Below are 14,501 nucleotides of genomic sequence, written 5' to 3'. Positions count from 1 at the left end.
GATTGGGTTATGCGCGCGTATGTTCTCGGGTGCTTGAAGGATGAATCCGCAAGCCCCACCATCGAGACGATCTTGATGATCGTCTGCTTCGTGGTCTTCGGTCTCGTGGCTATTGGCATGATTACGAATGCCGCCGGCCAGAAGTCCGCTGACATCGCTAACTGCATCGCGCAGTCCGGTAACATCATCACGAGCCGTTACCAGGGTGACGCGAACAAGGTCTGCAACAACCAGAACCAGCCGAGCTACAAGTGGCAGCAGGGCGAGTGACCCGCTGGCCAGTTGGCCGAGTCACCGGTACCGCCGTCGTGGCGTGTGTCGTGGTGATGGACAGGAGGCCCCGGTACCTAACACAGGTACCGGGGCCTCCTGTTGTTCCACAAGGCAATCCCGAACGGTAACGAGCACGACGCAGCGCGGGTGGGAATGAATGCACGGACGTAGCGACAACGCGGGGGCGGGTAGCAACGGTGCTGGTAGCAAGGTGACGGGTAACAACAGGATGGGAGCAACGGGTATGGAGGGACAACGCGGGTGGTCCGGGTTGTTCGTTGCTTCGTTGCGTTAATCCCGGACCACCCGCGCTTGCCCTCTTGCCTTCCCTTCTCCTCCTTCGGGATGGTTCCGCCCCACCCGCGCCGCCCTTCTTCTTCCTCATGGGGTTCCGGGTGCCCGCGCTCGTGCTTCGTCCCTTCGTTCTTCCGTCCGTTACGCTCGGTGTCACATCGCCACTCGCGCCGCGCGGTGCTCTACGCTATCCTCATCATTCAACGCGCGGGTCCTGGGTTCTCTGCGGGGGGGCTTGTTCCCGCGCCCCTATTCGTCGTCGCGGCGCGTTGTTGCTCCGTGGTGCGTTGTTGCTCCGTGGTGCGTGTGGTTCACTCGCCGGGCTTCATCGCGAGGATGCGTTGGAGGATTGCCTCCTTGTACTGCGGGGTCTCCTGCGGGTGCCTGCCGTAGGTGTTCCAGAAGCGGTCGTATGCCTCGTTGTACGTGGCTTCGAACGTTGGTTCGGGGAGGTTGAGCTTGTCGAGGTAGTCCTCGACGCCGTACCGGGCGAGTTCGCGTCGTGCGGTGGCGGCGCACCATTCGATGCTGGAGTCGAAGTCGTACTCGTCCCCGTTGATTATCTCGGGGCTGTCGCTGCTGTCGACTTGTCCCTCGCCGTGGGCTGCTCGTACCGCATTCGCCACGGTGAGCCATATGAACATGCCGTAGTTCTGCGTGATTGCTTGGAGGAACTCGGCGTCGTCGCTGAATTGGTGACCGCGGATCCTCGCGAGTTCCCGCTGTGAATTGGCCGCGGCGATGAGGATGCTCATGAGGTACTCCTCGCGCACCTCGCTCCAATCCAGGACGTGGCCGCGTACGGAGCGTACGCCGACGGGCCCAAGCTCGTAGTAGGGGTGGGACATGAGGAGGAGGTTCGCCTGGACCACGGCTTCGAGGCTCTCCATGCCGAACGCGTACGGTGAGGCCCCGCCGAGCAGCTCGATGTGCCGTCTACCCGTCAGCTTGCTGAGCTTGCATTGGACCGGTCCCTCCGGGTACCCGTAAGCGAGGAATCCCTCACCCGTGTTGTTGAGTATCTCCTCGATGCGTTCCGCGCGACGCTGCGCCTTCATGCGTGACTTCCTGCCCATCATTGCCTCCTGCTCAATCCGAACTTGCGCGGTCCCCGGTAGCCTCAACAGTGCCGTTCCCGCCTGACAGGAACAATTCAACCGCAATCACGCTCGGGACGGTAGGAGCCGTTCCTGACCGATTGTGTGGAAGATGTGAAGACGGGGCGCACGAGCATGGAGTGAGTGGTGAGCGAAGCACCGGGGCGCCAGTCGGCGCGTGGCGGGGACATGGTGGCCGAATACCCGAGCCGGTGGCCGGTCGGGGGAAGAACAGGGGCGAGCGCGGTGGGCCTGGCGATGCGCCTGAATGAATGTGGTGACGGAGCGTGGCGCGGGTGGTCCGGGTTGTTCAATGCAATTAACCCGGACCACCCGCGCTCGTGCTTCGTTCGTTCCTTCTTCTGTTGCCTCCAGTTCCGCCCCCATGAGTGACCCGGACCACCTGCGCTAGGTTCTTCCTTCCCGTGTTCGTTGCATTGTGTCTGGTCTTGTCGCGTGCTTGTTGTCGTTCCCTGTCGTTGTGGTTCTTGCTCGTTGCGTCTTCACATCTTCTTCATGATTGGTGATTCTGGTCTTGTGGATCGTTGGGCTTGTTGCTGGTTGGTTGGTAGTCAAGCGGTTCGAATCGGGCCCCGCATGGTGTGGGGCCGCCGCGATGGATTCAACCCGCACAATCCGTGCGGGGAAGGAGATGGGTTACATGGGTAAGAAGGCTCAGTTGCGGGAGCAGCGTCAGCAGCGCATGGCGCACAAGTGGACTAGCGTGAGAGTGAAGTTGGACGGGCGAGGCTCGTTCGTCATCACGGGCAACGCGAGCGGCCCTGTGTCGTGCACCGTCAAGTCGGTTCACCCGGATGGTTCCGTTAGGCCGGAGGGCACGACGAACGTGGATAGCGTGGACGCTGTGGTTCAAGCGACCCTTCTGCGGAGAGCCCGACCCCGTGAGTTGGGGCTTGGCCGCGTGGGTGAGGTGGTCATGCACGGGCACGAGGCGGATTGGTGGGACGTTAACCGCGCCTACCGGTTCCTCTGCCTCACGAGCGAGCAGTTGCTCGCAATAAAGGACATGAGGGGCAAGTTGTCGTCGGCGGACACGACGATCGATGAGATAGCGGATTACAGCGGCATCATGCACGGCACGTTCCTCCGCTGGACCCTCCTGAACGCGGCGCGTATGTGCAACGGCGAGGTGCCAATCGACACCGAAGTCACGTTCGACGCGGAGGGCAGCTGCATCAAGCGGGCCGACGAGCTGATGCGCAGTGGACTGGAGAGGCTCGGGCTCGATGAGTACGCGGACATCCTCGACCTGCCGGCGCCGACCATCGAAGCCTCCCGCAGGGATGCTGACCGAACGATACGCCGCGCGAAGGGGGGTGATGACGAGACCGGAGAGTTCCTACGTGCCTACGACAGGGGGCCGGCCTACGCGGAGGAATGGATCCGGGCACATCACCTGTGCGCCTGAGTCACGCCCCGCGCAGCGGCATGATAAGGAGCAGGCATCACCGCCAGCGGCTCATCGCCAATGGGGAGCACGGCACGGGGCTCGACCGTACCGTCCTCCCCGTCTTCCTGTCCGGCCGGTACGGTCGAGCGTTGCCGATGAATGAGAAGCACGAGCACGAGCAGGAGGACCCTGCAGAAGAACCCTAAGGCCAGACGGCGGCGAGCGCGTAGGGCCCGGTGACCCCATGCCAGTGCGGCGGGGGCGCGGAGCGGCGCGGGCGAGGCGTGGCGTGCTGACGTGGAGGTGGAGGAGGAAGTCGCGCGGGTGGTCCGGGTTGTTCTGTGATTATCCCGGACCACCCGCGCTACGTGTCCTTCCTTCTTCCTTCTCTCGGGTTGGGGTTCCTGCGTGTCTCGTGCTTGTCCTGTCCCTGCTGCTTGCTCATCCAAGACCATCCGCGCGGGTTCCCTGTTCTTCTTCATCCGTGTGGTCGTTCGTTGCTGTCTTGGTTCGTGGTTCTTCGATGAGTGTGGGGCAGGGTCGGCTGGTGGTTCCGTTGCGCTTCGGATACTTACTTGTCTGTGGGGAGCGGGGGTCGGTGCCTGGCCGGTTAGATACGTTGCGTAGATTGCTAGTGCGTCGCCGTGCCTCGTAGTGCGTGGCGCTTGATGGGTTGGGGGTTCTTATGGTCATGGTTGTTCCGGTGTTCGGTAGGTTCGTTGCGTTCCTCGTGGTGAACGCCACCCTGTGGGTTCCGAGCGTGTCGGGTGTGCTTGAGCCGCTCCGGTCCGTCCCGGTGAGTGCGGGTGGCGTGTCGGTGGAGCGTGTGGTCGCGCCTTCGAACGCGTTGATGGACTGACCGTGCCGGTAGCGGATCGCCTGCTGGAGATTAGGAGGGGGATTGTTGAATCATGGGTGCTCATGCATTGACGCGTAGGGATGCGCGCGCGGCGTTGTCGCCGGGGGAGCGTCGACGGAGGCGCTTGTGGTTCGTGGCCCACGTGGTCGCGGACCTCATGCTGCTCGTCGCGTTCCTCATGACGGTGAACCTCGTGTACTCGCAGGTCAGGGTGAACCTCGACCTGGCGAGGGAGGCGAACCGGACGGCCGAGCTGACGAACGCGTGGCCGGCGAAGGATAAGGTCGCGGCCTGGAACGAGGCGAACGAGTACAACAAGCGGAACGTCGACATCACCACGACGACGTTCGATGGGACGTACGCGGATTCGGATGCCGCGTACCAGGACGCGTTGAACCTTGACGGTACGGGCGTGATGGCCCAGCTGCTCATCCCGTCCATTAGCGTGAACGTGCCGGTGCGTCACGGCGTGGACCTCACGACGCTCGCGGAGGCGGTGGGTCACGTGTACGGCACGGACCTGCCCACTGGTGAGCCTGGCACGTTCAGCGTGATCGCGGGTCACTCGGGTAGCGTGCGCGGCATGTACTTCACGCGCGTCCCCCAGCTGAGGAAGGGTGACTGGATATACGTGGAGCTGCTCGGCAAGCGCATGGGGTACCGCATCGACAAGATAGAGACGGTGCTGCCGGAGGAGACGGAGAAGCTGCGCGCCCTGTACAACAGGAACAGCGACGAGGCGCGACTCACCTTGTATACATGCACCCCCGTCGGAATCAACACGCACCGGCTCCTCGTGAGCGCGGTCAGGGTTCCGGACGCCCCGGACCCGAAGACGCAGGTGGACCCCGTCTGGCCGAGCGGAGTCATCATCGTCGGCTCCATCATCGCGTTCCTCCTGCTCCTCGCGATAATCGTCCCTAACGTCATGCGCGCGTACCGGCTCCTCAGGAGGAACCGGAGGGCGAAGCACCGCGCCGGCTTGGCCACCGGGTCGGACAAGGTCACGGTGGTATCGGCCCCGCTGGTTCCTGACCCGGGTAGCGAAGCGAACCATGATACTGATGCCGAGGCGCCAGCCGACGTAGGGGACGCGAGAAGGGAACCACCAACCAGCGAACCAGCGACACGGATCGGGGACCACTAACATCACGGAGCCGTCTCCGTCTAGGGGAATAACACCATTGGGGATGATTCCCCGAGAACAAGAAGGTGAGGAGAAGACCGAGAAGCAGCGCGGGTGGTCCTGAACTAACGGAGGACGAGGCACAACGCGGGTGGTCCGGGTTAATCACAACGATAATCCCGGACCACCCGCGCTTGTTCCTTCTTCTCCTTCTTCTTGCCGTTATTCCTGATTCTTGTTCGATTCCTTGCGCTTGTTGATAGCATTCGGTGTACGCGTTATAAGAGTTAGCCCGGTGGGTCGGGCGACGGTAATCCGCGTTGGCGAGCGCGGTCGGTTAGGCAATCCATCCTGCTTGCCGCTCATTGGGGCTGTGTACATTCCCCGGTTGATACGAGTGGCGGCCGGTCGAAGACCGAGGAGCGCCGCAACGGGATTGTTCCCGTTGGAGGTAAGCAACCCACACTTGTGTGCCATTCGGGTGTGACAACGACAGCTTCCATGAGTAATGGGGGCGGGGTTAGGGCCTGGTATTGAATCCGTTGGGGTGCGATGCCGGGCCCTAACTGTATCTCCAGTGTCTTCTGAGTTGGTTGGAGGTTGTTATGGGTATCAAGAATGCCCTTGATGCGGATGCCATCGCGGCAAGGAATAAGAAGATAGGGGATAGCGGAGCGGCTACGCGTATGCGCCGTGAGGGGCAGGATGCCCTGACCGTCATATTGAAGGTGGATGGTTCGAAGCTCACGACTCGTCAGCTGGAGGAGTTGGAGGGGCAGTTCCGTGATGCGCGGCACTTGTATAACGATGCTGTGCTTAGCGGGTTGCCGATGGGCTACGTCATTCCACGGCGTGTGTGGGTTCGATTGCCTGACGGTAGTATGCAGCGGCGGAAGTTGTCATACATAAGCGCGCAGCAGGCGCAGGGGGTTGTGAATCTTGTCCGGTTCGCGTTGCGTAGTCAGCATGTGTTGAAGACGCATGGCGAGGCGACTGGCTGGCTGCGGCCCAAGGATGACGTCTCTTCCATTCCGCTACCTCAGTATGGGGTGACTTATTGGTTCCGTGATTCGACGGGCGGGCGGACGGTGCATATTAGCCGGATAACCGGGGACCTTCATCTCACGGGGTATGGTCAGTTGAACGGCTGGGACGAGATCGGCCCGGCAATGCTGATTCGTAGGAGGCGAGGTGATTACCGTATTGCTGTTCACGTGTTCATTGATCGTGGGAGGCATGAACAGGCAAGGCAGGAGGTCATCGGCGGCGTTCGTGATGGACTGGCGGCGCATTACGCGGTCGGGGGCATCGACGCCGGGATGCTGGACACGATAATCGAATCGGACGGGACGAAGAGCGGCCTTATCGTTGTACCCGAGTCGAACAAGTTGAAGCATTGGCAACGCGTCATGTCGAAGCATGTGGTGAAGGGGAAGCCGCACGATGCCACTTGGTGGAGGGCGAAGGGGTGTCTGGATGATGAATACGAACGCCTGGGCAAGGAACGGGACCGGCTTGCCCGAGAGTGGTTCCATTACCTCCTTGCGAAGTATGACGTGATGTACGTGCAGGATGAGCAGTTCGCTTCCTGGTTCCGCCGGGACGGCTTCATACGAGGGGGCCGGACCCTGCAGTGTGGAATCCTCGGCAGGCTGTGGTCCTTGCTTCGTGAGGAGGCGAAGCGGCATCCCGACCGGGTCATCATCATCGATAAGTGGCAGCCAACTACAAGCTGGTGCGAGGAATGTGGACGCCGTACGAAGCATTCCCCCCGTAGAAGGACGTTCGTCTGCAAGTACTGCGGGCACAAGGCCGATAGGGATGTGCACGCCGCAAGGAACATGGTCATCCTCGGCCAGTGCCCCGATAACACGTGAGGAACTGGCCCAACCACGCGACATACCCATCGGCCCATACGTTCCACCATTAAGCAAGACGAGGTAGGCACACGGCCGGTCGGCGCCGCACCCAGCGCCCTTGCGCGGATGGTCTTGAATGAATGAAGAACGGCGCGGGTGGTCCGGGATGTTCTCATGATTATCCCGGACCACCCGCGTTGCTGTTCTGTTGTTCTTGTTCTTCTTCTTGTTGTTCTTGGGGCGTCGCCTGTTACTGGCGGGTCGCGCTTCGTGCGTCCCCGAATAACCCGGACCACCCGCGTTGCTTCGTTCCTCCGCTTCTTCTTGTTGCCTTGTTGTTGCCTCTTGTTGTTCTTGTCCTGGTGGCGGCGCCCTGCTCGCGTGGGGCGTCGCGTTGTCGCTCCTTGTCAGTGCCAGTGCAAGCGGTGAGGTGAACCACCCCCGTGACGCGTTCATCGGCCCAACCACGCCACCAGCAGGGCTAGGCACGCTGTCGCGGGTGGGTAGGAGTACCTCGCCAGTCGCTCCGGCGCGGATGGCCCCTACGCGGATGGTCTTGAATGAATTGAAGAACAACGCGGGTGGTCCGGGACGAACGAGAACATCCCGGACCACCCGCGCCACTGTCTGTTGTTCTCGTGGCGGCGCTTGTTCCGGTTCGGTGCTTGGTTCCACCCCTCCTGCTTCGCCTTGTTGTTCTGTCTCGTCGTGTTGTGGTTCTTCTTCACATCGTCTTCATAATCGGGGGTCGGGCCCTTGTGGTGGGGCGTTCGGGTTCTTGGTTGTATGTGTGGTGTCGGGGTTCGTGGCCTCGGGCATGGGCCCGGGCGCCCCGGCAGCTGGCCCCTGTGAGTGGGGTGGATTGGAGTTGGTTGGATTGGTGATGGCGCACTTGAGGAATGGGGTTGGTCCTTGCTATGAGGCTTGCCGGGCGTGGCGTTCGGGGTCCTGCGGGTATGGGAAGCATAAGCGGTTCAGTGGGTCCGCGTCCCTCCTGCAGTCCAACATCCTGACCGCGTGCTTGAGTCATGATCGTGGCGTCGGCCCGTTACGCGGTCCAGGTATCCCCTCGAATCACGGTGTCATGGCCTCTGTATGTGATAAGTGGGGGAATCGCAGGGTGTCCATCAGGACGTTCTGGCGTGTGCTGCTCATTCAGGAGGCAGAGCAGTATGTGGCCGAGAACCGTGGTTCCCTGATGGGATGGGGCGGTGATGGCGGTGTGGTTCTGAAGCGTGCCGGGGAGCAGGTGACTCGGCAGTTGCTCCTTGATGTGTACACCGGGCTTGGTGGTTCCGAGGACCTGAGTGGTCTGCCCACGGAGATCATCGCGGAGGAAGTGCTGGATGGACTCGGCTCGGAGCCGCGTTGCATTGGCGGCGCGCCGGACCTCGCCGAGGAAGTGGCCGCGCTGCTTAAGCCCGAGGAGGGGGAGTGCCTCGGTGCGGTCGGTCGTGAGGTGGCGGACGTGATACGGCGTGACTGGTGCCTCTCATGGAACATGGTCGTCAACATCCTGCGTGGTCTCAAGTCGGTTCCCAAGCCGAGTGAAGCGGTGATGCCGGACGTGTCCATCGCCTTGTTCGACGAACGCATCCGCGCGTACGCCCGGAGGGAACTGCGCATCATGGTCGCGAGGCTCGGTGAGGGGATGGACGCGCTGGCCAATGGGCTGATCGGCTCCGTCGATGGCGCGCCGGGATCGGGGCACCAACGCAGGTGCGCGGTCCTTCATAAGCGGGTCGTGAAGTTGACGGCCAATCTCGAACAGGCCATCGGTGCCGGGGACTACTTGACCGTGGCCGAGCTGAGCATGGAGGCGGGCAAGGTATGGCAGTACGCCTACAAGGCTCTACTGGCCCTGCTGGAGAGCGATGAAGACGATGTGATGAAGTGGCTGCGGTCCCAGGCGGAGGACGTGCGGCAATGGGTGAAGTTCATGACCGCTGAATCGGGACTATCCGTCAGCGCTATGCTGACCCTGCTGTGGAGCGCGGAAGACGATGGGGTGAAGCGGCTGTGGTCCCAGGCGGAGGACGTGCGGCAACTGGTGATTACCGTGAGCGCCTACTCACGGCTCTCCTTCGGCCTGCGCGGGTACTACTGCCAACCCGTGCCGGGCACGCGACGCATCACCGACGGGGACGACGCGGACGAGGAGGATGCGCTGACCCTGCTGAGGGACACGTATGCCTTGGCTGGAACGGAGCCGTTGTATGGGCTTGAAGCGTCGGATTCGATTCTCTGCCCCAGCAAGGAGATCGAGTTCCTCATCCAATTCCCCGATTCGCCCGGCTCCCGGCCGTTCATACGCCCCACCACGATGGGCTTCTGCGACGAGCGCCGCCGGGGAACGCAGCACTCCGGCGGCCTGTCCGCGCTACGCCCGGACGGAAGCATCGAGCCGGCCCCCCTCATGGCGGACAGGCTCGCCATCGCGAGGGCCATGTACCTACCCGACATCGTCTCCCTCGACACGGGCGTTCAGACCGGTGAGAATAATCTGCCCAGCGGGAACTACGAGAAGGAGTGGCTGACTGGCGACGTGCAAGCCTCCATCCTCACGCGGCTCGCCTTCATCCGCGAGCGGCTCGGTAGCCTCGGCTGCGATGACTTGACGATGGAGGTACTGGAGCTCCTCACCTGCGGTGACAGGTGAGTCCCCTCCCGTCCCCGAGACGCCACGCCACAGGCTGGCGCAGGCCGGGCGGGACAATGTTGGTCGGTGCGCCGATGGCCGGTAGGAGGCCACAACGAGCACACCGACCAACAGCACCGCCGATGAGACGGGAGGGCAGGGATAGGGGCGAGGCGAGGCAGGGGGGAACGGAACCAGCGGCAACGCGGTCGGGGAAGGACGAGACGCAACGCGGGTGGTCCTGAATTAAGGAATGATGAAGCACGACGCGGGTGGTCCGGGACTAACGAGAACATCCCGGACCACCCGCGTTGCTGTTCTGTTGTTCTTGTTCTTCTTCTTGTTGTCTTGTTGTTCCTGCGCCGGTCGCGTGGGTTCGACTGGTGGGGTTCGTGGTGGTGCTCGTGCGGGGTGTGGTGTGGCTTGCTTGGCCTTGTTGCTTGCGATATGCGCTTCGTGTTGGGCGGGTGGTCCGCTCGTGCGTGGTGCCGGGTCGTGTGCAACCGGCTTGGTGCCGTGCTTCTTGTTGCTCGTTGAATGCGGGCGTGTTGGAAGGAGTCCGTGATGGTTGAGCTTGATTGGGAGTGGTCCTCGGGGCGTGGGTGCTGGTTGCCGTCCGGTGATGTGTCCGGCTTGGTGGATGGGTCCCGGTTCGGTTCGATGTACGCGTGCCTTGTGTTGAGGGCGCTCGCGTTGAACGCGCTTGAGGCTGGCGCCCGGTTGGAGTTGGATCCGGGTCTGCCGGTGGAGCTGGCGTTCGAGGATGTGATGGATGCCCTGGAGGATGCGGGCGTCATCGGGGCCCTGCCCGCGCGCGTGGCGGGGCAGGGGTTCTCCGTTCTGGATTGGAGGCGGTCGCCGCGCGTGCTGAATGAGGATGAGACGTACCGTTCCGGGTCAGGTTCGGTGGTGGATACTGGGGACCCGGCGTCGGATGCGGATTGCCTGAGGGCCGCGGGCGGGGCCGTTCTACAGGACCTGTGGGAGCTTGAACCGTGGTTCGCCGGTGATGATGCGGGTCTCGCGGATTCACCGTGCAACCTCATCCTCGCCCGTAGGGGCGAGCTCGTCGCGAGGCTCCTGGAGGGGAACCACGTGTCGGACGTGCCCATCGTGTCGCCTGGCCATGAGCGTATGGGTCTCATGCCGGGCGAGTGGACGCCGTCGGTTCGTCGGTTCATCGCGAGGTGCGCGATGCGTGACCTCGTGACGCGGGTCGCGTACTCCGTCACGGACCTGTGGTTGAACGGCGTCGCGGCGGTGGACTTCGGCGCGGGGATGTTCGGCATGGGCGGCGTGCCCTGGCCGGACTTCTCGTGGGAGGACGTGCCGGGTGGGCTCGACGTCCTTGCCGAGCCCTGGGCCGATGAGCGGCGGCTTGAGGAGGAGCTGGCGAGGAAGTGGCCGGAGTATGAGCCGGGTTGGCTTGACTCGGTGGAGGACCGGTTCGACTGGATGGCGGAGGACTGGACACCGGGACCTGATGGTCCGGTGGACGTCGCGGCCGTGATTCAGGAGCAATGCCCCGGCGAGCCGACGCGGTACCAGCGGTTCATCCTCGCGTGGCTCCACATGCGCCACTGCCTGGCGGGGACCAGGCTCGTCGATCATATGCGCGTGCTGCCTGACGATGGACCGCTCGGGCGCAATGACCCCTCGCACCTGGTGGCGCGCATGGCCCCGAGGGACCTGAACCCCGTGGACCATGGCGCGTACCCGCCTGACGCCGATCTCGGCGCGGTGGATTGGGCGAGCGAGGAGCTGCGCGCTCAGGTCCGGCCCGTGAGGGACGCGTACCTGCAGGTCCTCAAGTACCAGCCGGATGACGATTGGAATGGCGCGATGGCCCCGTGGCTCCTCGCCCGGCTCATGTGCCTCGCCCTTGACGACTACGAGGTGGATGGGGACGGCTACCCAATCCTGCCAGCCCCGCCGCTCGGGGATGACGAGGACGATGACCGGGACGGGGATGCCGGTGATGACGCGGTGCCGGGGGACGGGGGACTGGCCTGGTTCAACTACAACGACCCGGACCTCGCCATGCTCGCCCTCATCGGCCCCGGCATGCTCGACCCCGCGACCGGGAACCCGCTCCCCGAGTACCGGCGCTGGGGCGAACCCGCCCTCGCCCAGGCGAACCATACCCTCACCGCCGCGTGGTTCGACGGGGCGACGGGGAGCGTGACGGACCCCGAATCATTCCACATGCCCAGCTTCTCCATCATCGCAACCAGCATCCTCTACTACGGGCATAGCAACGACGAGGACATGGACAAGCGCACCGAGGACTGGCTGAACCGCATCAACTACGCTTACGGCATCGCCACCACACACGCCCCATACCCCACCGATGAATGGCCGGAGCCGGGTGTCTGAGCAGCAGGCCGATCAAGCAGGACGGACGGCCGGGCCCCATGAATCAGGAACCACGCTCCGCCCGAGGCGGACACCACGAGGGGGCGCGACGCGACGCGGGGACGGAACCAAGGGGTCGCGAGCCGGTGCGCCGCCAACCGACCGACAGCGAGCGCGGTTCACGAGGACCGAAGAAGCGAGGAGAAGACAACGACCAACGCGGGTGGTCCTGATTGTTGGGGGAAGCGGCACGGGTGGTCTGGGACTGACGAGAACATCCCGGACCACCCGCGTTGCGTCCGTCCTTCTCCTTGTCTGCTGTGCTTGTGGTGGGGCACTCCGTGCTTGGTTCGCGTCGTTGTTGGTTCCTCCCTGTTGGAGAAGATTCAGGACCACCCGCGTTGCGTCCGTCCTTCTCCTTGTCGGGGTGTTGTGTGGGTCTGGTCGTGGTTCGTTGTTGTTCCTCATGGATTGCGTGTCGTGCTTGTTGGTGGCGGTACGATCTGCGTGCTTGGTGTCCGTGGTTGTTGGTGAATGGTGGTGGTTCCTTGGTTCTGGCTGTGCTCGTGAGTGATGGCGGGCGTGCGGAGTGGCGCGTGCGCCGTGATGGGGCGGGTGCTGGTGTTGATGCTGGTGCGTGTTCGTCCGTGGTGGAGTTCGGTTCCGTGGTGGCGTTGTCTGAGCGGAACGTGTTGATTCGCGCTGGCGTCCCCGAGTCTGATTGGCCGGTGGGGATGGCGGGGTCGACGGCGATTGTCGATGCCCGGCTGGTGGTGATGGCCGCCATGCCTCGCGTGATGGGGTCGGTGATGCGGGATGCTCCATCCACCATGCTTCGTGCCGGTGATGATGGTGATGATGCGGAGTGCCTGCGCCTGTTCATGAAGGAGTGCGTGCGTCGCTTGGCCGCTCCCATGATGGAGGCCCTCACGCCTGGCCTTGATGGTGATCATTGCGAGACGAGGTTCGATGCTGCCGTCTCGGCCATGGAGGAGTTGGATTGGGGAGTGGAGTACCTCACGGCGGAGGGCATCCTCGACCCCGAGGCTCCGATGGATGTGGATGACGGGGCGTGGGCCGATTGGGTTGTCCCGCTGCGTGTTGCCGTCTCGGCCTTGGCCTCGACCATCGCCGCCGCTGGTTCAATCACATCCAACGGCGTGACTGGCGATGACGGTGCCGATGACGATGGCGCTGGTGATGACGCCGTGCCCGGTGAATCATCAATGCGGCTCGCTGCCCGACTGTGCCTGTACGTTGATGCGACCCGAGCCGGGGATTGTCTGTCGGACATCTCGGCTGGTCTCATCTCGGCGGAGGCGTGGCCGGGAGCCGAATCGGCCAGCATGACCTTCGATGAGGTGGTCCGCTCACAGCTCCACTACGCGGATGTGCTCTACCGCATGGACGACCACGGGGGAGCGCCGGCACCGGGTAGTCCTGAGCTGAGGCGAACAATCAACGCTGCGAGGCTCGGGTATGAGGAGGCGATGAGCGAGGCACGGTACGCGGACGCCATCCGCATCATCACCGACCTGCCCCACGCACAAGGCGCGTCGGTGCAGATAGACGATTGGCTTGCCGGTTCAGGACCCACGCCTCCGCTATCCGTCGATGACGTCGAGACCGACATCCTGCGAGGCGCATACCCATACCAGCAGCACGAGGAGATAGTCGGGAAGTGCCGCGAAGCGATTGCCGAACTGGAGCAGTGCGGGATCGACGCGGCCCTCCTCGCGGGGTTCCTCACAGGGACCACCACGGGGACGACAACCGCACGAAGCGCGTGGACCACTGAAGCGCACAATCCCCGAAGCGGCAATCGCTGAAGCACGAACCAGTGAAGCATCACGATTGACGCATGAACGATGGGGAAGTGGTGCGGGTGGTCCGGGTTCTTCAAGTAGAAGCGGCGCGGCAATGAGCCGAGAACAGAAGGACCTCGGCCCGACCCAGCAAGGAGCAAGACCATGGATGAAGAATGATGAAGGGCGCGGGTGGTCCTGAATCTTCTGCTCCTGAATCTCGAACGGCGGCGCAGGCGATGAGCCGAGGAACAGATGATGCGGCCCAACCCCAAGCAAGGACTGCCACGGACGGAGGAATGAAGCAAGGGCGCGGGTGGTCCGGGTTGTTCGTGAGTGAGCGGATCGCATGATGGTCCCGAATACTCCGGACCACCCGCGCGGCTCTCTCGTTCTTCTCCTGACCCTCAAGCGTTGGTTCCGCGGCTGGTCGTAGGGATGCTGCTGGAATCGGCTCTCAACGATTCCTTCACTGGGCCGTACCGTGTGCTTGCCGCTGGTGGGTAGTGGTGATGCTTGGTGCTCGGAATCCGGGGTTCCGTAGTGCGGGTCGGCTCGGTTCACGGGGCTCTGGAATCGCTTCACAGCGGCGCGTCGGCGGGTATCGGTGGCGCTCGCCGGTGTGGGTTCTGTCCGGTGGTCTGCGGTGTGTTGGTCGCGTATGAGCGTGTGCCGAACCGGCGGGGTGTGCGTCGAACAGGTGGGGTGGTGTGCGTCGAACCGGTGGCGGCGCCTTGCTGGTGCTTGTGGTTCCGGTCCGGGCGTGGGGGAGCGAAGAAGCGCC

9 protein-coding genes are annotated in these 14,501 nt (G+C 63.4%); 8 read left to right on the top strand and 1 reads right to left on the bottom strand.

Annotation, left to right across the window (positions count from 1 at the left end; translation table 11 throughout):
- Positions 1-9 precede the first annotated feature (9 nt).
- Entirely contained in the window at positions 10-270 is a 261-nt protein-coding gene (locus tag G1C97_RS02585) for a hypothetical protein (protein WP_150380432.1), read from the top strand.
- Between the two features lie 608 nt (positions 271-878).
- On the opposite strand, the gene G1C97_RS02580 is transcribed toward G1C97_RS02585, so the two are convergent.
- Positions 879-1,646 carry a hypothetical protein gene (locus tag G1C97_RS02580; protein ID WP_169240396.1) on the bottom strand — a complete coding sequence of 256 codons (768 nt, stop codon included), beginning with the start codon at positions 1,644-1,646 and terminating at the stop codon, positions 879-881.
- Positions 1,647-2,325: 679 nt separating this feature from the next.
- Between G1C97_RS02580 and G1C97_RS02575 the strand changes: the two genes are divergently transcribed.
- The 7 genes from G1C97_RS02575 (at position 2,326) to G1C97_RS02545 (ending at position 13,741) form a co-directional block, all read left to right on the top strand.
- The gene (locus G1C97_RS02575) at positions 2,326-3,093 is read left to right on the top strand and encodes a hypothetical protein (RefSeq protein WP_169240395.1); all 768 of its coding nucleotides are present in this window, start codon (positions 2,326-2,328) and stop codon (positions 3,091-3,093) included.
- A 667-nt stretch (positions 3,094-3,760) separates the two neighbouring features.
- Entirely contained in the window at positions 3,761-3,934 is a 174-nt protein-coding gene (locus tag G1C97_RS02570; protein ID WP_169240394.1) for a hypothetical protein, read from the top strand.
- A gap of 133 nt (positions 3,935-4,067) precedes the next feature.
- Positions 4,068-5,081, top strand: a complete 1,014-nt coding sequence (locus tag G1C97_RS02565) for a class C sortase (RefSeq protein ID WP_335341326.1) — start codon at positions 4,068-4,070, stop codon at positions 5,079-5,081.
- Positions 5,082-5,665: 584 nt separating this feature from the next.
- On the top strand, positions 5,666-6,937 hold the full coding sequence (locus G1C97_RS02560; RefSeq protein WP_169240392.1) for a zinc ribbon domain-containing protein: 1,272 nt from the start codon (positions 5,666-5,668) through the stop codon (positions 6,935-6,937).
- Positions 6,938-8,039: 1,102 nt separating this feature from the next.
- A complete protein-coding gene (locus tag G1C97_RS02555) occupies positions 8,040-9,578 on the top strand; it encodes a hypothetical protein (protein WP_169240391.1) in 1,539 nt (512 codons plus the stop codon).
- 543 nt (positions 9,579-10,121) lie between these two features.
- Complete coding sequence (locus tag G1C97_RS02550) at positions 10,122-11,933, top strand: hypothetical protein (RefSeq protein ID WP_169240390.1); 1,812 nt, start codon at positions 10,122-10,124, stop codon at positions 11,931-11,933.
- Between the two features lie 527 nt (positions 11,934-12,460).
- Entirely contained in the window at positions 12,461-13,741 is a 1,281-nt protein-coding gene (locus G1C97_RS02545) for a hypothetical protein (RefSeq protein ID WP_169240389.1), read from the top strand.
- The last annotated feature ends 760 nt before the right edge of the window (positions 13,742-14,501 follow it).

It is taken from the genome of Bifidobacterium olomucense (assembly GCF_012932375.1).
GTDB classification, from domain to species: Bacteria; Actinomycetota; Actinomycetes; order Actinomycetales; family Bifidobacteriaceae; genus Bifidobacterium; species Bifidobacterium olomucense.
This window is presented reverse-complemented; position numbering and strand designations above follow the sequence as displayed.